Raw genomic sequence first — 19,585 nt, forward strand, 5'->3', positions numbered from 1 at the left:
GTGAAGCGTGAAGTCGCATGGGGGAAGGTTTAAGCTGTGAACTTTCAGGTTTCACCGGAACTGGCCTATTCTCTTCTGTGCAGTTTAATCATAACGAGGGAGTCGGATGGGTATGCTGCCATAAAAGCCTAGGGGTGATTGGGACGACTGACGCGCTGACGTAACTCAAAGCGATCGCCGTGACACAGAATATGTAAGCGCATATTGTACAAACTCAAGGGGTCTGTGGCTCCCACTTGTTGCTCGTTCGTGACAAACGCAGAACCGGGATCGACGATGGTCACCGTGCCTTTGCCAATCACTTCAATAACGCCATCGCCTTGAAACATGGCGCAAGTATCTTCGTCAATGCCGATGCCGAGGCGGTCTGGATGAGAGGCGATCGCCGAAAGTAGCCGTGCCATGCGATTCCGGTTGTGGAAATGCTGGTCCACAATCACATCGGGTAGAATTCCCAATCCCGTTGCCATATCCACTAAGGAGCGATTCGGCGATTCTCCACTGCCTCCCCCGGCAATCATGTGATGTCCCATCACTGCGGCACCGGCACTGGTTCCTGCCAAAACAATTTTTCCTTCCCGCACCTTCATCCGAACCTTTTCCATCAAAGGCGTATCCGCGACTAAAGCGCAGAGTCGGAGTTGATCTCCACCCGTCATAAAGACTCCAGTACATTCTTCCATGTACTCTTGCCACTTCGGGTCCTCTCCCTGGGTCCTTTCGCGGATATCTAGCAACTCTATGCTGGTGGCACCCATCTCCGCAAAGATCTTTTGATATCGGTCCCCGATCGCCGAGGGTTCTCGCGAAGCACAAGGGACGATCGCAATTTTTGCCTCGCTTCCTCCAGCACGAGTAAAAAACGTATGCAGGATCTCGCGGCCATGAACTTTGTCTTCCGCACCGCCAATCACCATTACAGTGCTTTTAAGTGTTTGGGGCATCTTCTGTTGTAGGGATTGAGTGTCTAACTGTAGCATGGATGGTCTTGCTATTGGCCCTTATTTTTTGTACGTTTCGATCCTTCCCCAAGCGCAGGGCTTTAGAGGGCATTCTTTGCATCACCGGAGGGGCTTTTCTTCGCCCAAGTGCGGACCCAGGGTCAGGGAGTTTAATTTTCTCACGTTTTTTACGATTCCACGGTTTTTTTTTCCGTGCCTGCTGAATCCTTGAGCTAGTTGGCGATCGCCCCGCTTGCTTGCTCCCAGGATTTTTCCCCGCTTTTACCGGGTCAGCGTGGGTGCTTATTCAGTCAATATAATGGCAAAATTTTTCACAAATATTTAAAATTCAAACATCACCCCCCTGGTATTTTTCCTCAATAGTGGCGTGCCCGTGGCAAAGATAACAGCAGGGTAAAGCATTAGGCTAAGGCGATCGCCTCTACCGGATCAGAGAGAGATTCCTAACCTCGGGTAGCTTGGATACTCGGACTTATAATAAAAGATTGTGTCCGCTCCCTTGTTGTCCCTGTGCGAATAGATATTATCACGTTATTTCCCGATTTTTTTGCCACCCCACTGCAATCTTCCCTCCTTGGGAAAGCCCTTGTTAACCAGATTGCTGCCGTCAATCTCGTTAATCCTCGCGACTTTACGACGGATAAGCATCGCCGAGTCGATGACGAGCCTTATGGTGGGGGAGTCGGAATGGTCATGAAACCTGAACCTTTATTTGCGGCAGTCGAATCCTTACCCATCCTCCCTCGCCGCGAGGTGATTTTTCTGAGTCCCCAAGGGCAACCCATGAATCGCAACCTGTTCTGGGAACTCGCTCAAAACTTCGATCAACTTGTCTTGATTTGCGGACATTATGAAGGCATCGATGAGCGGGTAATGAATATCGTGACTCGGGAAGTCTCCCTGGGGGATTTCGTCCTAACCGGAGGTGAAATTCCCGCCCTAGCCTTAGTCGATGGGGTCGTCCGACTCCTCCCGGGAACCGTGGGTAAAGCCGAATCCCTAGAAGCAGAGAGTTTTGAGGATGGATTGCTGGACTATCCCCACTACACCCGTCCGGCCCAATTTCGTGACTGGAAAGTACCGGACGTTTTACTCTCGGGACATCACGGTAAAATTGAGGAATGGCGCAAAGCACAACAACTGCAACGCACTCGCGATCGCCGCCCGGACCTCCTCCAAAACCTCGACAATCTGTCAGTAAAAGATGACAATTCCCAGGGGATAGGCTATGACTAAATAAATAAAGCTGGGTTTTCAACCATGCCTAAATTTAATCTCACCTTAACCACTCTTTTGTGTCTCTTGCTCGTTAATGAAGTCAAGATTAACCCCACAACCCGCCCACTGGGAGAGTGGATCGAGGTCCAATCCACTGCTTTAGCCCGCACCCGAGGAGGAAGCCGGGGGGGGTCTTTCAGTCGCCCCACCCCCTCCCGTTCCAGCAATCCTACTCCCAGCCGTTCGGCCCCGAGTTCCCCGGGTTCCAATAGTAGCAACAGCCCCTCGCGCCGGAACAATCCCCCGCCTACAGATTCCACTCCCAGTCGCGGCAATACGGGAGGACGCGCAAGGGGCGGTTCCTTCCAGGCTCCACCCACTCCCGCCCCGACTCCTGCGCCCACTCCAGTCCCCCCAATCACTTCCCCATCCCGAGGCGGAACAGTGGTGGTCCCGCTTCCGGTCCCGCCACCCTACTATCCCACTCCCCAATACAGCGATCGCCCGTATCAGGATTCTGCTGGAACCGGACTCAAACCCTCCCCAGTCGTCCCCCCAACTTATGTCCCTAGTCCCACGGCACCGGCAACGACCCAACCAGTCCCTGCCGCACCTCCCCCTCCTCAATCGGGCTATGCCGGGACCCAAGCTGCTGGGAATAATCGCTTTCTCGGGAAATTGTTACTGTTTTTACTCATAGCCGGAGGGGCGATCGCTGCCCTGTGGTGGCTTCGTTCTAAACGTGCAGCTACAGCCGTTTCCCAACTCGACAATGAGATTGTCACTGTTACAAAATTGCAGGTTGCCCTCTTAGCTTCCGCCCGAGATATTCAATCCCATCTCACCGATTTAAGCCTCAGCGCTGAACTTGATAGCCCTGCCGGACTGACTGAATTTTTACAAGAATCCGCCTTATCCTTACTGCGCCATCCCGAATACTGGACTCATGTTCAAACCCACTCCGAAACCCTCAAGAGTCGGGAAGAAGCAGCCCGAGTTTTTGAGCAATTATCGATTCAAGAACGCAGTAAATTTAGTGCAGAAACCTTGAGTAATGTTGGGGGTAAAATTCGCCAGAAGCAAGCCCGCCCCCAATCCGAAGGGGACCCCGCCTCTTATCTGGTGGTGACCCTCCTCCTGGGAACAGAAGATGATCACCCCTTATTCGATCGCCTCCATTCGGCGGAAGAACTGCGATCGGCCCTCCAACAAGTCGCCGCCATCACCCCAGATTATCTCTTGGTGTTTGAGTTACTCTGGAGTCCCCAGGAAGCCACGGATAGTTTGAGCTATGATGACTTGCTAACTCAGTATAGTGACCTAGTTCAAATTTGATAAGCAGCAGTTCCAGCCCTTGTATAGTGCGGCTATCCGGACAACAAAGCCCGCCTGCGCGGGCTAAAGTAAGAACAACCCACTTTTAACTTTTTAAAAGGGTATCTGTATAACAACCAAGCCAATCTACAAAGGATACATATAAATGATACATTCAGAACTCGATAACGATATCGTCACCGTGAGCCAACTTCAGATTGCCCTCAGTGTTGGAGTGAACTCGATTCAATCTCAATTGTCCAACTTAAGTCTGAAAGCGGACACACAAACCCCAGAGGGATTATATGAGTTACTCGAAGTTACTGTAGAACAGTTGCTCGAAAATGCTCTCCATTGGACTCACCTTTTAGGCAGTTCCGAAACTTTCGAGAGTCGCGAAGCAGCAGAAGAGGTATTTGAACGCTTATCCCTTCAGGAAAGGGGTAAATTTAGTGCGGAAACCCTCAGTAATGTGGAGGGAATCATTACCCAAACCGATAAACCGGCAGTGCTTCAGGACGCAGGAGAAGCCGCCTATGTGGTGATTACGTTGTTGCTGGGGACTGCACACGATCAGCCGTTATTTGGCCCAATTGATACGATCGGTGGGATGAAAACTGCCCTGAGTCAATTGCGATCGCTCTCGTCAGACTATCTGCTTGTATTAGAATTGCTATGGAGTCCACAAGCTCAAACCGATACCCTCTCGGTGCAGGATATGGCAACCTACTACGGCAACATGAAGGCGATCGCATGAACTTCCCCGTCTCCGTGGGAACAAGAAACCCGGTTTTTACAAATGACATAAGACCAATGACCAACGACTAAAAACCCCATAAATGACCCGATTTATCTACGACCAATTCACCAAACAATACATCCAGGAACTCTTAAAGCAATTAGGTCAAACTGAAACCAGCAAAACTATGGCTTCAGAACGGCGAGAAATTGACATATTTTTTACACCCAACCCCGAAAACATTGCCGATGCTAGTCACCTAGGCTTACTGGGAAGATTGGCGACAACTCCAGCAGTATTTGAACCCTTTAGCAATCCCGTTAAACCCAGAGAAATTCGCAGTTGTCTATTGAAACTATTAGACCTCAACGCAGAATTTGAACGCCAAGCCATCCGGGAAAAAAGACGGCTCACTCCCGCCGAATCACCCAGGTTGTGGATGATGACTCCCACCGCATCCGCCGCCATCTTAGCAGATTTTGGCGCTACCTTAGACTTGGAAAACTGGATGAGCGGCGTTTACTTTCTCCCCAAGGGACTACAAAGCGCGATTATCGTCCTTCACCAACTACCGCCGACCCCCGAAACCCTGTGGTTGCGGATTTTAGGCACCGGCAAAGTCCAAAAACAAGCCCTGCAAGAACTGTATCAACTCCCCGCCGATAATCCCACGCGAGAAACCACGCTAGAATTACTGTACAACCTGCGTGAACTGTTAGAAGCTCGGCAAAATTTGGCCCCAGAAGAGAGGGAGTTAATTATGGAACTATCACCCCTGTATTTACAACGGTTACAAACTGTTAAAGAAGAAGGCATCCAACAAGGAGTCCAACAAGGCATTCAGCAAGGAGTCCAGCAAGGCATTCAGCAAGGAGTCCAGCAAGGAGTCCAGCAAGGCATCCAGCAAGGCATTCAGCAAGGAGTCCAACAAGGACAGCGGCGGCTAGTGGAAAGTATGCTGCAAGTGAAATTTGGTGCCGTGGATGCGGAATTAGCATCTATTATCGAGGCGTTAATCGAAATTCCCCCATTGGAGCAAGCCCAGGTGATTTTGCAGCTATCCCGCGAGGAACTTTTAGCTCGGTTTTCCCGTAACTTCTGAACCTGGGGTGGGGGAAAAGAAACCGGGAGGGACAAGAAACCGGGTTTCTAGTAACATCTCTGGTTTTCATCAAAAATTTAGGGAAGAAACCCGGTTTCTAACTCTGGGGTAAAGGACAAGAAACCGGGTTTTTACAAATGACCAAGGACAAATGACCAAGGACAAATGACCAAGGACAAATGACCAAGGACAAATGACCAAGGACAAATGACCAAGGACAAGGGAGTTAATTATGGAACTATCACCCCTGTATTTACAACGGTTACAAACTGTTAAAGAAGAAGGCATCCAACAAGGAGTCCAACAAGGACTCCAGCAAGGCATCCAGCAAGGACAGCGGCGGCTGGTGGAAAGCCTGCTGCAAGTGAAGTTTGGTGCCGTGGATGCGGAATTAGCATCTATTATCGAGGCGTTAATCGAAATTCCCCCATTGGAGCAAGCTCAGTTGATTTTGCAGCGATCGCGCGAGGAACTTTTAGCTCAGTTTTCCCGTGACTTCTGAATCTGGGATTAAAATAATTTATCTTTTTTGAGGTGATATAATGAGCCTAGTGATTTCCGAAGATATTGTTAAAGCTCGTGGACTTTTTGAACAAGAGTTAATTATCGAGTTGGTATTATTGCTGTTTCAGCAGGAAAAAATTAGCTTGGGTAAAGCAGCAGAGTTACTGAATATCTCTCAGGTTAGATTCCAACAAATTCTATCAGAGAGGGGCATTAATATTCATTACGATCTGGAGGAATTGCAGGAGGATATACAGCATTTCACGGCTAAGGGATGGCTATGATTGTTGTGAGTGATACTTCTCCTTTAAGTGGGTTGGCTCGCCGGTTATCTGGGGTTATTAGAACAACTCTACGGACGGGTATTGATTCCTTCGGGGGTTTGGCATGAATTACAGCGAGGAGGAGAAGATGACCCGCGCATCACAGATGTGTTGGGTCTTGATTGGATTGAGGTTTGCCAACCCACTAATCAACAACTGGTAAATGTTTTACAAACTGAACGTCATCTAGTCGAGGAGAATCAGAGGCATCGCTTTGGCATTGGAAGTGAATGCAGAAGAATTATTGATTGATGAACGGTTAAGACGAAGGGAAGCAATCAACTTGGGGTTGTCGATTACGGGATTATTGGGGATTTTGCTAGTGGCAAAGCGTCGGGGTTTGATTACTCAGATTAGACCGATTATGGATAGTTTAATCTGGGAGGCTAATTTTCGGATTGGGCCAAATTTATATAGAGAGGTTTTAGCGGCTGCTGGGGAATGATAAAGTGATAAAATTCTGCGTTTGGGGTGGGGAAAAAGAAACCGGGTTTCTAGCAGCATCTCTGTTTCTTCACAAAGATTTAAGAAAGAAATCGGGTTTCTCGGTCGCGGGGATGGGGTAAAATCGGGATGGTATCCCCTACCCTGTGTGTGGCTATGGATGAACAACGAGCGCAGGCTTATCTCTCCCTGATTCAAGAACTCCTAGACTGTCTGAGCAAGGAAAACCCTGAGCCAGTTTTATTGGGTCAGATTTTGAAACGCTTATCCAGTCTAGGCTTTATCCATCAACATTCAGAAGAGGCCAGTGGCCCTCTTTTTAGCGAAGGTATTGTGTAAATTACTTGGTAGATCGATTTTTTGTTAAAACTTAGGTTGCCACCACTCTCAAAAGTTAGTCTATGTTCTCAAATAGCTCAGATAAATTAAATTCATCAACTAATCCTTTTCGGATTAACTACAGTTTCGTTCATCCTTATGTAGCAATGGACAGCGATCCCCTAGTTCAATTTGCTGTCACCTTCAGCAATCGTGACGATGTGGATTTATCTCAAATTGATGTTTCCACTCATATTTGCTTGGTATTAGATATCAGTGGTAGTATGAACACTTCTGATAAATATCCACTTCTTTTAGATGCAATACCCTGTATTGTTGATGCCCTCTCAGATAATGATTGGCTTTCTATTATTCTTTTTTCAACTCGGGGAGAATTAATTTGGTCTAACGATATTGGCAGTAGTCGTGAACGCACAGAAGAAATCATTCAAAGAATTCACCAATCAGGTGTCAAGTTTGAGCAAACATATTTATCTAGTGGCTTACGTTTAGCTATTCAGGAAATTCAATATTTATCCCACTATCGTGCAGATGTAGTGAATAGACTATATATTTTGACGGATGGTCAGTTACATGATGCTGAAGTTTGCTATGAGTTTAACTCACAATTGCTGAATCTTGATTTAGAAATTAACTCTTATGGATTTGGTCAAGATTTTGCAGAAGAAACAATGCGTCAAATCATGAACGGTTGTCGAGGAGGTCGAGTTAAATGTATTTATAATCAGCAGGAAATATCTAAAGAATTTGCTTACATTGGTAAAGTAGCAGGAAATTTAATCGCAACTGATGCTGAGGTGGAATTAATATTATCTCCAAATGTGATACCGGGCGATGCATTTCGCTTTGAACCGGGAACAAAATGGTTTAGGTCAATAGAGGGAAGAACTCGACTTTTTTCTACTGCAATCGGTGGGCTAGAAAAAGGGCGTGTCTATAAATATTGCTTTGAAGCCAGACTTCAACCATCCCGAAAAGATCGTCAACAAATTGCCACGGCAATATTACGCTTTAATTTTCAAGGAAAACAAGAAATCGTGACTCAGGAAATTTTTGTTAATCGCAGTCAGGATCAATTTCGTCATAGAATGACAGATGATGAAATTGCGGATTGGTTTTCTTTGTTAGATGGACTCCGCACTAACGATCCTCAAGCTCAAATGGAAAGTTTAAAAGCCCGATTAAAAATATTACGTCAAGAAGGTGCAGACACTGCACAAATTGAACTGATTGAACAAGTGATTGATAAATTAGTTAAAGAAGGAACATTAGAGGGATTGTCAGAAGTTGAACAACGTCGATTACGTGCAGACGATATAACTGCCATCAGTATCAATAAAGGGGGATACTCCGAACAAACTACGAGTTTTCCGGATCCTAGCTAATGGATGGTTTAGATATATATTTAGTTTTCAACTAAAGAACGACTTTAGGGTTTTTCTTAAAACATTAAAATCACTATATCGGTTCTCAATAAGAGAACAAATTGTTATTCTTATTTCAGTAGAGTATTGTTGAAGAACTGGTTCAAAAAGATTTGGATGTTCACCGGGATACGGTTGTTTATTCGTTAAAATTTCCCATAACATTTTGCCTAAAGCATACATCACATATTGAGAGTTAGGGTACATCCTTTGCCCCCGATCATAAGCATTGAAATACTCTACTGGAATATAACTTTCAGTAAACGGTGGTGTAATATGGGAATCTGAATGAAGAGGAATTAATGAGCCAGCATCTAAAATTCTAATCAGACTAAAATTAGAAGCCAAAATAAAATTCAAAGGATTAATATCCGAATAGAGATAACCTGCCTCAGAAAGGGTAATACAAAAATCTGTTATTTCTGATAGGGTTTTCCATACTATTTTCTCAAGTGTTCTATAATCTATTGAGGACTGATTATGAATATAGCGACCAAATTGTAATAGATTTACTCCAGAAATAAACTCCATCACTAAAAATGGTTCTCCGTTGACCGTTGCATGATCTCTATAATCTGCATGAAGGGGATTAGAAGTATAAATTAAATCAGTAAAATTCGGCAACCCCATATAATTAAGTTTTTTGAGCAACTCGGCTTCTTGGATTAAATAACTGCGAGATTTATTGATTTTATCTATACTAATGTACGCCGGACGATGATAATCAAGATAAGGAATTTTAACAATTACTAAATCTCCATTGTTTTTTTCTGCCAAGTAAACAATACTCTGACCTCCTACAGCGTATAGCCAGCGTAATGTGTATTTTTCAGAAATTGACAATCCTTTAAGTTCTAACAGCCGTTCAAATAATCCGGGTAAATTCCTGGCGATGAGGATATCTGCAATATTTTTCTCCTGCAAAAAATATTCTGAATTTTCTTGTAAAAAACTGGAATCATTATATTTTAAGGTTGGATTTATTTGCCGTAGATTATTATTAATATTTTTTTGATGCAAAGAATCGGATATTTGGGTTATAATCATATAAATTTTATCTATTTTTTGTTCTGTACTTTGAAAACCCGACTGAATTTCGCATATTATTTCCTGCTTTGCCGATTCTAAAGCCAGGTTAAAACCAGATTCAATTTGTGCCATAACTTGACAAAAAATATTTTTTTGTTCTGAGTGCAAATCCTGGTTCGCTTGTTCTAAATATTTTTTTATTTGCTCTATTTGTTCTGAGGGAAAATTACCTCTTTCTGCTGATAAGGCAGCAATTTCTCCCATCAAACTCAACGACATTGCCGCGTAAGCTTTTCCTCCCCTAGCCGCATCCACTTTTAAAATTTCCCGGAACCCTTGGGGAAAAGTGTGATGAAGTTGAAAAGCCAGTTTTAATATCCAATCATCTGTAAGATGGGTTTTAGCTAGATTATCTAAAATCCTAACTATTTCTTCCCAAATATCTTCTGTTAGTGCTGTGGCCTTGGCAAATTCTGACGCTTTCGCTGACATCAAACGTACCAAGTCATTATCTGTAATATGTAAAAATACATTTGAATTATTCGGTTTTACTGAAATTTTTGACCACTCTTTTTCAGTAACTTCTGCTAATTTTTTTAGGCTTTTATGAGTTATTTTGTCAATTCCATTCAATTCGGCGAGATTGCGAATTACTAGGGAGATTGCTTCTCCCGTAGCTTTGGCTAAGTCATGATTGCTTGTATCCTTTGTTTCGAGGCGTTTAGCTAATTCTCCCATATCATTAGCGACTAAACCGCCAAAGACACTAGAAACCATATTTGCCAAGGTTGAAATAATAGCAGGCGAAGTAGTTCCTCCGAAGAGAGTCGAGAGTGTTGGGCATAGGGTTGCGCCCAGCAAAACTGCACTAAATAAAGCAAGGCGCTTTTGAGTCTGTCCAGGAATAATAGCCATTTGGGTTTGGTTGAGTTGACTTTGGAATCAATTATAATGCCACGACGCATGACATGGTTCTCTCGAAACCGTCAATCTCGCCCAACTTTCCCAACTCTTCCACAACCAACTAACCGCCACTAACCTCCCCCCAACTCTGCAAGTCCTGACCATCGACCCCCTTCTTCGCGATTCAAAACCCGACGGAAGACTTGGACTATGCCGAGTGGGGGGTGGAACTGTTGCGTCGCCAATTCAGCCCCCATCAAGTCTTGCGTCGCCACCAAGCTACCCTGGATAATTTAACCGAACCCCACACCCAAACCTTGCTTGAGCAGAGTCAAGCGGTCCACTTTGGCTGTCACGGTGAATTTGACCAGCGCAACCCCCTCAACGCCTATCTGAGACTGGCGAATGAGGGAAATCTGACGTTTCGGGATATTTTCAACGGTCTTAATATTCCCCTCTGTCGCCTGCTGGTGCTGTCGGCTTGCAAAACTGGCTTGGTGGAAACTTCCCGTACAGATGACTATGGGGGATTATCCAGCGCCTTTTTCTACGCCGGAACGCGAACGGTGGAAATTGACCAGGCGGAACGCGATCGCATTCTGGAAAACCGAATCCAAATCGCTGGGTGGGGGATTGCGGTGGGGGCGATCGTTGCCTCTACCTCAGCGTTAATCTTTCAGCAAGAACCGATGACTTTTCCCTGGCAAGCATCCCACGGCGATCGCCCCCATCCGTTTATTTGGGCCTTGCTGCTGAGTTTCGCTTTTGCTGGTTTAGCGTCACTCGTGGCGATCGCCTTGATTAAGTTCAAGAAAAAGCGGCGATCGCCTTAAGGCAAGAAACCCGGTTTCTGGCAAAATCTGTGTTTCTGTAGAAAAATTTGGCACAGCAATCCGGTTAGTGAGAACCCGTTGTCCCTATTTTCTGAACAATAGGCAATGAGGCGAAATAACTTGGGTTCTGCCTCCGGTTACCCCATCAGGGGAGATTAAGTTCAAGCTGCCTCCAGAATTTTCTCACAATTTTGCGGGTAAATTGCCCTTTGTGCTATACTGCTGGAGGGGTGGAGGCAGCGGTTAAGCCGGATTGAGTTTTTGACTGAGGAAGGGAATTGCCAATAGCGCAAGCTTCACCATCCACGGCGCAAATATCACGCTTAAAATCACACAAAAGGCAGCAAGAACCGTCGCCGCGACTTTGACGATTTCTTCGGTGGTATTGACACTCAGACAAAACGCTAAGGAAGCGACTGTCAAGGATATTAATGAAGGCACAAGCATCATTATATTTACCTCTATACTTTATCGACAGATGCAATGCGTTCCTTCGGCTAGGAGACCTACTTCCGTTTTTCCTTGTAGAGCGATCGCGCTACGGGGAAAAATGAACGATGAGATTTAGTTAATAAGTTTTACAACTTTTTTGTAAGTCTTGTCAAGCCTTGACGGAAACGAGTTACACAGGCCCCGGATTGTCCAATTTATTGGGGTTCGGGAATGGTTTGAGGAATGGGCGTAGGAACGGTTTGCGGAATGGGTGCCGGTACTGTTTCGGGTACAGGTGCCGGAACAGTTTGCGGAATGGGTGCAGGGACTGGTTCCGGTGTCGGGGTTTCGGGATTCGGGGGGGGTTCCGGCATGGGTAAAGGATTAGGATCCGGAATTTGAATCCCTTGAGGGTTGAGAGTAACGGTAAGATAGCTCATGATTGTTTTGAATTAAGAAGGGGATTCTAAGGAAGGAGGCGATCGCACTTCTCTAGTTGCAGAATTTTTCTACAAAACTTTCACAGAGAGGGCAATCCCTGATATAATTTTTTAGTAAAAGACCTATACTATATCGGGCAAATCCGGTCAATAGTTAGATCTACTTCACTTGACTTCAGATTAGCAACAATCGTCGCCCAAGGGCATCTGTCAAAAGCAGCATTTTTCCCGGGGTTGAATAATCTATCCCTTCCTTTCCCCTTCCTTTTGGGCGATCGAGAGAGCTTCCCCTGACAGGGGATGGTTGATAGAGGATAGGTTAGAAACCGGGTTTTTTCACCCCCTTTCTGGCAAGAAAGCACCCAATCTGGGCCAAAAACCCGGTTTCTTGTCCCCGGGGGTTAACAGGGTACTAATGAGCTAAAGCGTAGGTACAGTAGAGATAAAAAAAGGAGTAAAATTTATGGATCTAGCCCCAGCTTTTATTTCCGTCGCCGATTATTTCAAACATGAAGAAACTAGCCCCATCCGCCATGAATATCTGGGGGGACAACTTTTTGCAATGGCGGGTTCCAGTGAGGAACATAATCGGATTGCCGGTAACCTTTGTGCCTATTTAATCACTCATTTACGAGGGACTGGCTGTAAAACATTTATCTCGGATATGAAAGTAAAAATACAAGTCGCCCAAGGGACTGGAGATATTTTCTACTATCCCGATGTCATGGTAACTTGTGACGAGCAAGACCGAGACAAATTTTATAAAACTCACCCCTGTTTAGTCATAGAGGTGTTATCTCCTTCGACGGAAACGATAGACCGCCGAGAAAAACGGCTTAATTACCAAACTTTGGCAAGTTTGCAGGAATATGTGCTGGTTTCTCAAGACCAGATGCAGGTGGAGGTTTATCGACGCAAGACGTCAGGAAATTGGGAGTTAGAGCGATTAGGGCCGAATGATAGGTTAGAATTAAATTCTGTGGCTTTAACCTTGACTATGGCAGAAATTTATGATGAAGTCTTTGCCGGTTAATCTGGTTGATTCCTTGGGGTGATAGCGCTTTCCTATTCAACAAAATCTGTTTTGCCGGTTAGTAAATAAGCGAAACGACAGGTCAACAATAAACCGGAAAAAGCCAGTCCGAGGACCAATCCTAACCACAAGCCGGTTCCGCCAAAATTAAGACGTAACCCGAGGATATAGCCACTGAATAGGCCAATACACCAATAACCCAAAAAGCCGATCGCCATAGGAATTCGGGTATCTTTCACTCCGCGTAAAGCACCGGCGGCAATAATTTGCATTCCATCAAAGATTTGAAACATGGCAGCTATTCCTAACAAGGACATTGCCGATTCCAGCACAGGTTGATTCTCGGCATTTTGAATATCCAAATACAAGGCTACAATTTTATCGGGGTTGGTCCACAAAAATAACCCCATGAGACTCATAAAGCTGACGCCGATCGCAATGCCGACATATCCCGCCAGTCTGGCACTGAGAATCTCCTTTCTGCCCATTGCTTGTCCGACTCTAACTGTGGTGGCAAGAGACAATCCAACGGGAACCATAAAGGTGATATTGGCCGTTTGCAAGGCGATGTTATGGGCGGCTAAGGTGACGGTTCCCAAGGTTCCCATCATAAATGTGGTCACGGCAAAAAGGCCGGTTTCTATAGCAAAGAGTCCGGCGATCGGCCACCCAATTTTGACAATTCCCCAAAATTCCGAGGCATCAAACTGATAAGAAGTCCGAAAAATTTGATAGGGTTTTAAACGGCGACTCAGGCAGAGAAAGCCAGCAGCGGCGATAAATGTTACCCAAAAAGATAGGGTGCTGGCCCATCCAATTCCCGCTAAACCCAAGGCGGGTAAACCGAATTTGCCAAACATGAGAACGTAATTTCCGCCAATATTCAGGGGGACGCAACTGGCGACGATCGCCATTATCGGGCGGGTATAATTCAGGGCGGAGAGAATATTGCGTAAAACCGCAAATCCAAGGGCGGCGGGAAATCCCAAGATCAGCGCGCGCAGATAGGTTTGAGCTAATTCCACAGCCGTCGGGTCCTGTCCAAAGCGCAGTAACAGGGGACTGAGATTCCACATCACAACCCCCACCGGGACCGAGAGGGCCACAGTCAGCCAGAGTCCCTGAACCGTTAAGTGACTGATCCGGTGGAGTTCTCCGGCACCATGCGCGGTGGCTGCGATCGCCCCAACTGCGGAAACCATCCCGGTGCAAATTAGGATTAAAGTGAAAAAGATGATCGCGCCTAAACCACCGGCGGCTAAAGTTTCACTGCCGAGTAACCCCATCATGACTGTATCCACAAAGCCGGTAGCGGCTTGCGCCAGTTGTGCGGCAATCAGGGGAATTGCCAGGTACAGGGTGGCTTTGACTTCGGCAAAAACTTTGGACTGAGACAGGCTGTGCATTAAAATACTATTGCGGCAAGGGATATTTTCGTCAAGTTTTTCGGCGCTTCTTCAACCAGGGAACACCGAGGAGGAGAATCAGCCCGATCGCTAATCCTAAAGCGGTGCTAACGATTACCAGATACTCGCTTTGCCGGAGTGCGATCGCAATATAAGCCCACACAAATACAAGATTAAAGGCGGTATCTCCTCGTTGAATCGTGGCGACAGCGGCGATCGCCACCGAAACCGCGAGCATAATCACCGTCCAAAATACCAAAATATTCGGATCATTCCAACCCCAGGCATAGAGGGTACTAGCAATATTCACCACGGTGGCAACACTAATCCAAGCCAAATAAATACTTATGGGAGTGTTAATAAACCATTTTTCCCGAGGGGGAACTCGTTCTTTCCCAATTTGTAGGCGGATATAGGTGAGAATCAGCGACCCTAAAATAATCAGCATGGCTAACACGGACCAGCCAAACTGGAGATATTCAAATAAAAATACCCAAGCAATCTGAGCTAAACTGGCTAGAACCAGCAAGTAACTCATGCGCCTTAACCGAGGATGATGGCGTTGCGCGGGTAACATTTGATAGATGCCAAAGCTTATCAGGGATAAATAAATTAGCCCCCAAATGGCAAAGGCATAGTTAGCGGGAATAATTAAAACATCCCGAAACATTTGGTTAGAAATTTCGCCAATCGTTAGGCCATTAAAGGGGAAAAGATTGGCGAGAATATTAGTAACAAAGGCAGCAAGAATCGCCAGCAACGTTGATACCGACCGGAAGAGGTCAGAATTAGAGCGTTCAGTGAGCGGTGTCATGGCAATGAGTCCTAGATTCTAAACCTTATCCTAGGCGATCGCCCATAACTTTGCACTCCTCCTGGGAGTCTATTTCCCCCGGGTTAGAGTCACGCGCCATAGCCATCCAACGGACGGTGAATACACCCCGCCCGTTCAACGCCGTCAAATTAAATTACAAACTCTTCAGTGACTTGCTCGCGTTCTAAGGTAACCTGAAGGGTATAGCGTTCTCCCGGTTGTCCGCTTAACTCCATTTGCAGTCCCGAGTCCGCATTGCGGGCGACGACTTCATGGAGGCGATCGCCGTGGTGAGAGAGCAAAGTCAGTTGTAAACCGGCGGGTAATTCGGGGCGATCGCCTGTGGGATAAACCTGGACTAATACCCCCGTTTCCCCGTGAGATTCCGCCTTAATCGTCACAATCAAGGCGATCGGACGCTGCTTGCTAGTTTCATGGCCTAATTGCAACGTTTTCGCCCGTTTTACCCCGGCAGTTTCCCGGATTAACGCCAGTGAATCTTTTTTTGGACAAAACACTTCATCGATCGCCTGCCATCCCGGTTCAAATCGCTCTTGAAACCACTTTCCCAAATTTACAGGATTCTGCCACTGCTGCCCTTCTCCCCAGGTTTCTATCCAATCCCCCTCTACATCCTCCACATAAAGATTCACATGATCCAGACCAAATCTTAGGCGGTCTTCCTGTAAATCTTGAGCCCCTTGAAGGGCTTGCCATGCTTTTTCGAGGCGGTCTTTACTTGATGTTTGGATTGTCGTACCCATATCTAAAGTCTTAAAAAAGGTTTGTTGTCCAATGGAATTATTAAGAAACAGAGTTTCTTAAAAACTGAATTTCAGATATTTTGACTCTTCCAGATGGCTGCTGTTATGCAAAACCAAATTCACCACTTGACTCACGAATTCTTCTTTTCCCGGATTGTAACTCACAAAAATCCCCCGTTCTATATTCCAGTCTTTCAGGGTTTTTTTCCACTCTTCGTATTTATGGTCAGAAAAATCATCAGAGATGCTAGTGACTTGGACGCAAAGCGGTCTGCCCTTGTTGCTGCTGACGATCGCATCGGTTGCCATAGAAAAATCTGCCACATACCGTTGGACGAGGCTCCCTTCGCGAATCTTTATCTTTTGTGCGATTAGGTCAATCAGTTGAGCATCCTCCTGATTGAATTCTCCGGATCTTAATTTTTGTTTCCAAATGTAAAATTTGTTATCTTTTTCATTAAACCACTTCGGGAACAGGAATTCGTACCAAAATCGGACCGGGGGAGTAAGCTGATTTAAAAATAATTCCCGTTCCTCATCAGTTAAAACTTTGAGCGCCAACCAAAATTCTGCATCCTTTATGACTTCGAGCAGAAACCCCATTAAAAATTTTTTCTGCATTAATAAACCCGGTCTCATATCTTTGATCCAACGCCAGATTTCCTCCAAACGGTACTCTAGCCCTGGATCTATAGAGGAAGCTATCCCCATGAGTTCCCTAAGTTTCGGCTCGATTTCAATCGATTGCAAACACTCCCCCTACATTTGAAAAGCGCCTTTCAAAGCATATATTCTGATCTTACTGTAAAAAGTGACCGACTGAATAGAGGGGCGATCGCCCTCCCGATAGAGATTTGCCGTGAAATCCCACTCAGGTGGAACAAAGAGCGGGCCTAGTTGAGTCACTCGCCCCCAGGCAAACCACCTCTACTGTAACTGCCACACCTTAATTGTATTATCTTGACTGCCACTTGTCAGTATTTTGCCATCGGCGCTAATCGAAACCGAATTAATCGTATCCGAATGACCCTTAAGGGTCTGTAACAATTGTCCCGTCCCAATATTCCAAAGTTTCAGCGTACTATCGAGAGACCCGCCACCACTCACCAACATCTGACCATCGGGACTAAAGGCGATCGCGTGTACCGCATCAGAATGTCCGAATAACGTGCGGACCAACTGACCACTACTCACCTGCCAAATCAGAATCGAACTGTCTCCACTCGCACCAGCCACCCACTGACCATTGGGACTAAAAGCCACTGAACGGAACCGATATAACCCTCCTTCTAAGGTGCGGACCACCTCTCCGGTTTGAGTATGCCAGATTTTAATGGAGCGATCGAAGCTGCCACTGGCTAACAGTTGACCATCGGGACTATAAGCCAGGGAAAATACCCAACCCGAATGACCCGCGATCGACCGAATCAACTCCCCAGTTTCCACATTCCATAACTTGATCGTATTGTCAAACCCACCAGAGGCTAACTGCTTGCCATCAGGACTAAACGCCACCGACATCACCCAAGCGGCATGATCCGAGAGCGTATGTAAGAGCTTACCCGTACTCGTCTCCCAAACTTTAATCGTCCCATCTCCACTGCTACTGGCAACCTTGCTGCCATCGGGACTAAAAGTTACAGACCAAATTTCATTAGAATGACCGGATAAACTCTGCCGGACCTGACCGGATTCTATATCCCATAGTTTCACCGTTTTGTCCACACTACCACTGACCAGCAGGCGACTATCGGGACTCAGCGCAATGGAATTCACCCCCCACAGATGACCCCCGAGGGTTTTTGTTAACGTGATCGGCTGTTTTGCTGCCAAGGGTTGAGCCGACACCGTAGAAATCGCGCTGAATGGTTCGTTCGGGTTAGGGGGAACTTCAGGCATCACCCCGGGACTGCCATAGTTCAACCAGAGTAAAGCCGAGACATTGGGGACGGTAAATCCCCCAAATAGGTGAGTGGCTGTTGCAGCTAAGGCTAAGAGAAATCCACCCACTAGGAATTTTTGAGAGGATTTCAGGGCTTTTTTGTAATGAAAGCGCGATCGCCCACTGTGACCACTGTGACGACTATAATTTCTGGCCCCATTCAATCGTAGCAGTCGAGTGGGAATCCTCGCTGCTGCTTGATAAGGTTGAATGGGGCCCATCGGTTGAGGCGATCGCCCAGGCATCACAGAGGAACCCCAAGGTTGCTGCATCTCCTGTTCGATTTCCTCCAACCGCTTTAAAATCACCTGAGTATTTTGAGGCCGATTCCCCGGAAAAGGGGCCATCATGTAATCAATACAATCCGCTAACGGGTTCGTGGTGAATCCCGCTGTGGGACCCCCGCGACTTCCATCCGATCGCCACAAAAGTTGACCCGTGCGCGTATCTTCAGGAAAGGCATTGGGTTCTTTTCCGGTTAACAGGAACACAAAGGTTCGTCCTAGGGCAAAAAAATCCGATTGGGGCACCGCTTTTCCATTCGCCTGTTCCGGGGGAGTATAACCCGGAGAAACAATCCCCGTAATTTGATGACCTCCTCCCACTTTAGCCAGATAGGTTCCCGTCACCTCTCTAGCACTGCCAAAGTCAATCAACGCCAGTTGACCATTCGGCTGAAGCATGATGTTCGACGGTTTGATATCGCGGTGGAAGAACTGCTGTTGATGGACAATATTTAAAATTTCTGCAAGCTGTTTGAACCAATTGAGGGCTTGATGCTGGGGAATCGGCAAATGATGGCGATCGGCCATCCACACCTCTAAATTCCGGCCCTCAATCCGTTGCATTACCAGACAGTGTAACGGTTGCTGGCTATTTCTGGGCAGGACTGTAAAGTAACCGTCTGATTCCACCCGGGGAATACCGGGGTGATTCAAATGACTTAAGACTTGAGCTTCGCGCTGAAACAAAGCGATCGCCTTCGGATTATCATCCGTCAAGACCTTCAGGACCTTCAGGAGCCCTCCATCATTCACCTCAAAGGTTTGACCAAACCCCCCTTCTCCCAATAATCGCCCAATCCTGTAGCGCCCTTGGAAAATCAACAGCGAACCACAATGCCGACAGATCCGGTTTTGTGCATTCAAGGGGTCAGCCCGATTCGGACATTTAGGATTGAGGCAATAACTCACGGCAACTCTATCCAACGATTGAGGATACCTTGATTATCCTAACTTCACTTGGGAAAAAACAACTATCCTCGGTCATATTCTCTTTATCAAGAAACGACAGGGGATTGGAGATGGGATGGGGAGGATGGGGGAGATAGGGGAGATGGGGGAGATAGGGGAGATAGGGGAGATAGGGGAGATGGGGGAGATGGGGGAGATGGGGGAGATGGGGGAGATGGGGGAGATAGGGGAGATAGGGGAGATAGGGGAGATAGGGGAGATGGGGGAGATGGGGAGATAGGGGAGATGGGGAGATAGGGGAGATGTTCAACCTCACGACTTGCCGTCGTTATCTCCCATCCTCCCCATCTTCCCCATCCTCCCCATCCTCCCCATCTTCCCCATCTTCCCCATCTTCCCCATCCTCCCCATCTTCCCCATCCTCCCC

20 protein-coding genes, 2 pseudogenes and 1 riboswitch are annotated in these 19,585 nt (G+C 46.5%); of the genes and pseudogenes, 13 read left to right on the forward strand and 9 right to left on the reverse strand.

The genetic code is table 11. The features are described 5' to 3' along the window. Positions 1 to 128: 128 nt before the first annotated feature. Positions 129 to 980 carry a cyanophycinase gene (locus tag NG792_RS03350; protein WP_261201637.1) on the reverse strand — a complete coding sequence of 284 codons (852 nt, stop codon included), beginning with the start codon at positions 978 to 980 and terminating at the stop codon, positions 129 to 131. A gap of 492 nt (positions 981 to 1,472) precedes the next feature. On the opposite strand from NG792_RS03350, the gene trmD reads away from it, so the two are divergent. From trmD to NG792_RS03400, 10 genes and pseudogenes are all read left to right on the forward strand, one after another. Continuing rightward, positions 1,473 to 2,198: a tRNA (guanosine(37)-N1)-methyltransferase TrmD gene (gene trmD, locus NG792_RS03355; protein WP_261201638.1), complete on the forward strand. Its 726-nt coding sequence runs from the start codon at positions 1,473 to 1,475 to the stop codon at positions 2,196 to 2,198. 24 nt (positions 2,199 to 2,222) lie between these two features. Next, positions 2,223 to 3,515, forward strand: coding sequence for a DUF1517 domain-containing protein (locus NG792_RS03360; protein WP_261234506.1), 1,293 nt, complete (start codon positions 2,223 to 2,225; stop codon positions 3,513 to 3,515). Positions 3,516 to 3,660: 145 nt separating this feature from the next. Next, positions 3,661 to 4,251 (forward strand): DUF1517 domain-containing protein, encoded by a 591-nt coding sequence (locus NG792_RS03365; RefSeq protein ID WP_261234508.1) that lies wholly within the window; start codon positions 3,661 to 3,663, stop codon positions 4,249 to 4,251. 82 nt (positions 4,252 to 4,333) lie between these two features. Continuing rightward, complete coding sequence (locus tag NG792_RS03370) at positions 4,334 to 5,335, forward strand: hypothetical protein (RefSeq protein ID WP_261234509.1); 1,002 nt, start codon at positions 4,334 to 4,336, stop codon at positions 5,333 to 5,335. 211 nt (positions 5,336 to 5,546) lie between these two features. Beyond that, positions 5,547 to 5,837: pseudogene (locus NG792_RS03375) on the forward strand (hypothetical protein); the annotation flags it as partial. 40 nt (positions 5,838 to 5,877) lie between these two features. After that, positions 5,878 to 6,123: a UPF0175 family protein gene (locus tag NG792_RS03380; protein WP_261234511.1), complete on the forward strand. Its 246-nt coding sequence runs from the start codon at positions 5,878 to 5,880 to the stop codon at positions 6,121 to 6,123. A gap of 27 nt (positions 6,124 to 6,150) precedes the next feature. Beyond that, on the forward strand, positions 6,151 to 6,414 hold the full coding sequence (locus NG792_RS03385; RefSeq protein WP_261234513.1) for a PIN domain-containing protein: 264 nt from the start codon (positions 6,151 to 6,153) through the stop codon (positions 6,412 to 6,414). After that, a complete protein-coding gene (locus tag NG792_RS03390; RefSeq protein ID WP_261234515.1) occupies positions 6,389 to 6,607 on the forward strand; it encodes a PIN domain-containing protein in 219 nt (72 codons plus the stop codon). The genes NG792_RS03385 and NG792_RS03390 overlap by 26 nt, the downstream gene beginning before the upstream one ends. Before the next feature lie 128 nt (positions 6,608 to 6,735). Then, on the forward strand, positions 6,736 to 6,945 hold the full coding sequence (locus NG792_RS03395; RefSeq protein WP_261234519.1) for a hypothetical protein: 210 nt from the start codon (positions 6,736 to 6,738) through the stop codon (positions 6,943 to 6,945). A 62-nt stretch (positions 6,946 to 7,007) separates the two neighbouring features. Then, positions 7,008 to 8,330: a VWA domain-containing protein gene (locus NG792_RS03400; RefSeq protein WP_261234521.1), complete on the forward strand. Its 1,323-nt coding sequence runs from the start codon at positions 7,008 to 7,010 to the stop codon at positions 8,328 to 8,330. Positions 8,331 to 8,357: 27 nt separating this feature from the next. Here the strand turns inward: NG792_RS03400 and NG792_RS03405 are convergent, their stop codons facing one another. Next, the gene (locus tag NG792_RS03405) at positions 8,358 to 10,313 is read right to left on the reverse strand and encodes a protein kinase domain-containing protein (RefSeq protein ID WP_261234522.1); all 1,956 of its coding nucleotides are present in this window, start codon (positions 10,311 to 10,313) and stop codon (positions 8,358 to 8,360) included. A 158-nt stretch (positions 10,314 to 10,471) separates the two neighbouring features. On the opposite strand from NG792_RS03405, the pseudogene NG792_RS03410 reads away from it, so the two are divergent. Continuing rightward, positions 10,472 to 11,134, forward strand: a pseudogene (locus NG792_RS03410) (CHAT domain-containing protein); the annotation flags it as partial. A gap of 243 nt (positions 11,135 to 11,377) precedes the next feature. Here NG792_RS03410 and NG792_RS03415 read toward each other — a convergent pair. Then, complete coding sequence (locus tag NG792_RS03415; protein WP_261201641.1) at positions 11,378 to 11,584, reverse strand: hypothetical protein; 207 nt, start codon at positions 11,582 to 11,584, stop codon at positions 11,378 to 11,380. 32 nt (positions 11,585 to 11,616) lie between these two features. Further along, positions 11,617 to 11,693: riboswitch (Glutamine riboswitch) on the reverse strand. Between the two features lie 88 nt (positions 11,694 to 11,781). Beyond that, the gene (locus tag NG792_RS03420; RefSeq protein WP_261201642.1) at positions 11,782 to 12,006 is read right to left on the reverse strand and encodes a hypothetical protein; all 225 of its coding nucleotides are present in this window, start codon (positions 12,004 to 12,006) and stop codon (positions 11,782 to 11,784) included. A 463-nt stretch (positions 12,007 to 12,469) separates the two neighbouring features. Between NG792_RS03420 and NG792_RS03425 the strand changes: the two genes are divergently transcribed. Further along, positions 12,470 to 13,039, forward strand: coding sequence for a Uma2 family endonuclease (locus NG792_RS03425; RefSeq protein ID WP_261201643.1), 570 nt, complete (start codon positions 12,470 to 12,472; stop codon positions 13,037 to 13,039). Positions 13,040 to 13,071: 32 nt separating this feature from the next. Here NG792_RS03425 and NG792_RS03430 read toward each other — a convergent pair whose 3' ends face one another. The 5 genes from NG792_RS03430 to NG792_RS03450 form a co-directional block, all read right to left on the reverse strand. After that, the gene (locus NG792_RS03430) at positions 13,072 to 14,445 is read right to left on the reverse strand and encodes an MATE family efflux transporter (protein ID WP_261234523.1); all 1,374 of its coding nucleotides are present in this window, start codon (positions 14,443 to 14,445) and stop codon (positions 13,072 to 13,074) included. Between the two features lie 31 nt (positions 14,446 to 14,476). Further along, positions 14,477 to 15,259, reverse strand: coding sequence for a TspO-related membrane protein (locus NG792_RS03435; RefSeq protein ID WP_261234524.1), 783 nt, complete (start codon positions 15,257 to 15,259; stop codon positions 14,477 to 14,479). Positions 15,260 to 15,408: 149 nt separating this feature from the next. Beyond that, a complete protein-coding gene (locus tag NG792_RS03440) occupies positions 15,409 to 16,023 on the reverse strand; it encodes a DUF1822 family protein (protein ID WP_261234526.1) in 615 nt (204 codons plus the stop codon). A 57-nt stretch (positions 16,024 to 16,080) separates the two neighbouring features. Continuing rightward, positions 16,081 to 16,773 (reverse strand): hypothetical protein, encoded by a 693-nt coding sequence (locus NG792_RS03445; protein ID WP_261201647.1) that lies wholly within the window; start codon positions 16,771 to 16,773, stop codon positions 16,081 to 16,083. Positions 16,774 to 16,950: 177 nt separating this feature from the next. Beyond that, a complete protein-coding gene (locus NG792_RS03450; protein ID WP_261201648.1) occupies positions 16,951 to 19,158 on the reverse strand; it encodes a protein kinase domain-containing protein in 2,208 nt (735 codons plus the stop codon). 115 nt (positions 19,159 to 19,273) lie between these two features. Here NG792_RS03450 and NG792_RS03455 point away from each other — a divergent pair, with 115 nt between their 5' ends. Beyond that, entirely contained in the window at positions 19,274 to 19,438 is a 165-nt protein-coding gene (locus NG792_RS03455; RefSeq protein ID WP_261234527.1) for a hypothetical protein, read from the forward strand. Positions 19,439 to 19,585: the final 147 nt, after the last annotated feature.

Source organism: Laspinema olomoucense D3b (assembly GCF_025370785.1).
Taxonomy (GTDB): Bacteria; Cyanobacteriota; Cyanobacteriia; order Cyanobacteriales; family Laspinemataceae; genus Laspinema; species Laspinema olomoucense.

Coding starts and splice junctions, on each gene's coding strand:
- NG792_RS03455 (WP_261234527.1), top strand. CDS start 19,274: ATGGGGAGGATGGGGGAGATAGGGGAGATGGGGGAGATAGGGGAGATA.
- NG792_RS03405 (WP_261234522.1), bottom strand. CDS start 10,313: ATGGCTATTATTCCTGGACAGACTCAAAAGCGCCTTGCTTTATTTAGT.
- NG792_RS03430 (WP_261234523.1), bottom strand. CDS start 14,445: ATGCACAGCCTGTCTCAGTCCAAAGTTTTTGCCGAAGTCAAAGCCACC.
- NG792_RS03415 (WP_261201641.1), bottom strand. CDS start 11,584: ATGATGCTTGTGCCTTCATTAATATCCTTGACAGTCGCTTCCTTAGCG.
- NG792_RS03395 (WP_261234519.1), top strand. CDS start 6,736: ATGGTATCCCCTACCCTGTGTGTGGCTATGGATGAACAACGAGCGCAG.
- NG792_RS03420 (WP_261201642.1), bottom strand. CDS start 12,006: ATGAGCTATCTTACCGTTACTCTCAACCCTCAAGGGATTCAAATTCCG.
- NG792_RS03425 (WP_261201643.1), top strand. CDS start 12,470: ATGGATCTAGCCCCAGCTTTTATTTCCGTCGCCGATTATTTCAAACAT.
- NG792_RS03360 (WP_261234506.1), top strand. CDS start 2,223: ATGCCTAAATTTAATCTCACCTTAACCACTCTTTTGTGTCTCTTGCTC.
- NG792_RS03350 (WP_261201637.1), bottom strand. CDS start 980: ATGCTACAGTTAGACACTCAATCCCTACAACAGAAGATGCCCCAAACA.
- NG792_RS03440 (WP_261234526.1), bottom strand. CDS start 16,023: ATGGGTACGACAATCCAAACATCAAGTAAAGACCGCCTCGAAAAAGCA.
- NG792_RS03400 (WP_261234521.1), top strand. CDS start 7,008: ATGTTCTCAAATAGCTCAGATAAATTAAATTCATCAACTAATCCTTTT.
- NG792_RS03370 (WP_261234509.1), top strand. CDS start 4,334: ATGACCCGATTTATCTACGACCAATTCACCAAACAATACATCCAGGAA.
- NG792_RS03380 (WP_261234511.1), top strand. CDS start 5,878: ATGAGCCTAGTGATTTCCGAAGATATTGTTAAAGCTCGTGGACTTTTT.
- NG792_RS03435 (WP_261234524.1), bottom strand. CDS start 15,259: ATGACACCGCTCACTGAACGCTCTAATTCTGACCTCTTCCGGTCGGTA.
- NG792_RS03365 (WP_261234508.1), top strand. CDS start 3,661: ATGATACATTCAGAACTCGATAACGATATCGTCACCGTGAGCCAACTT.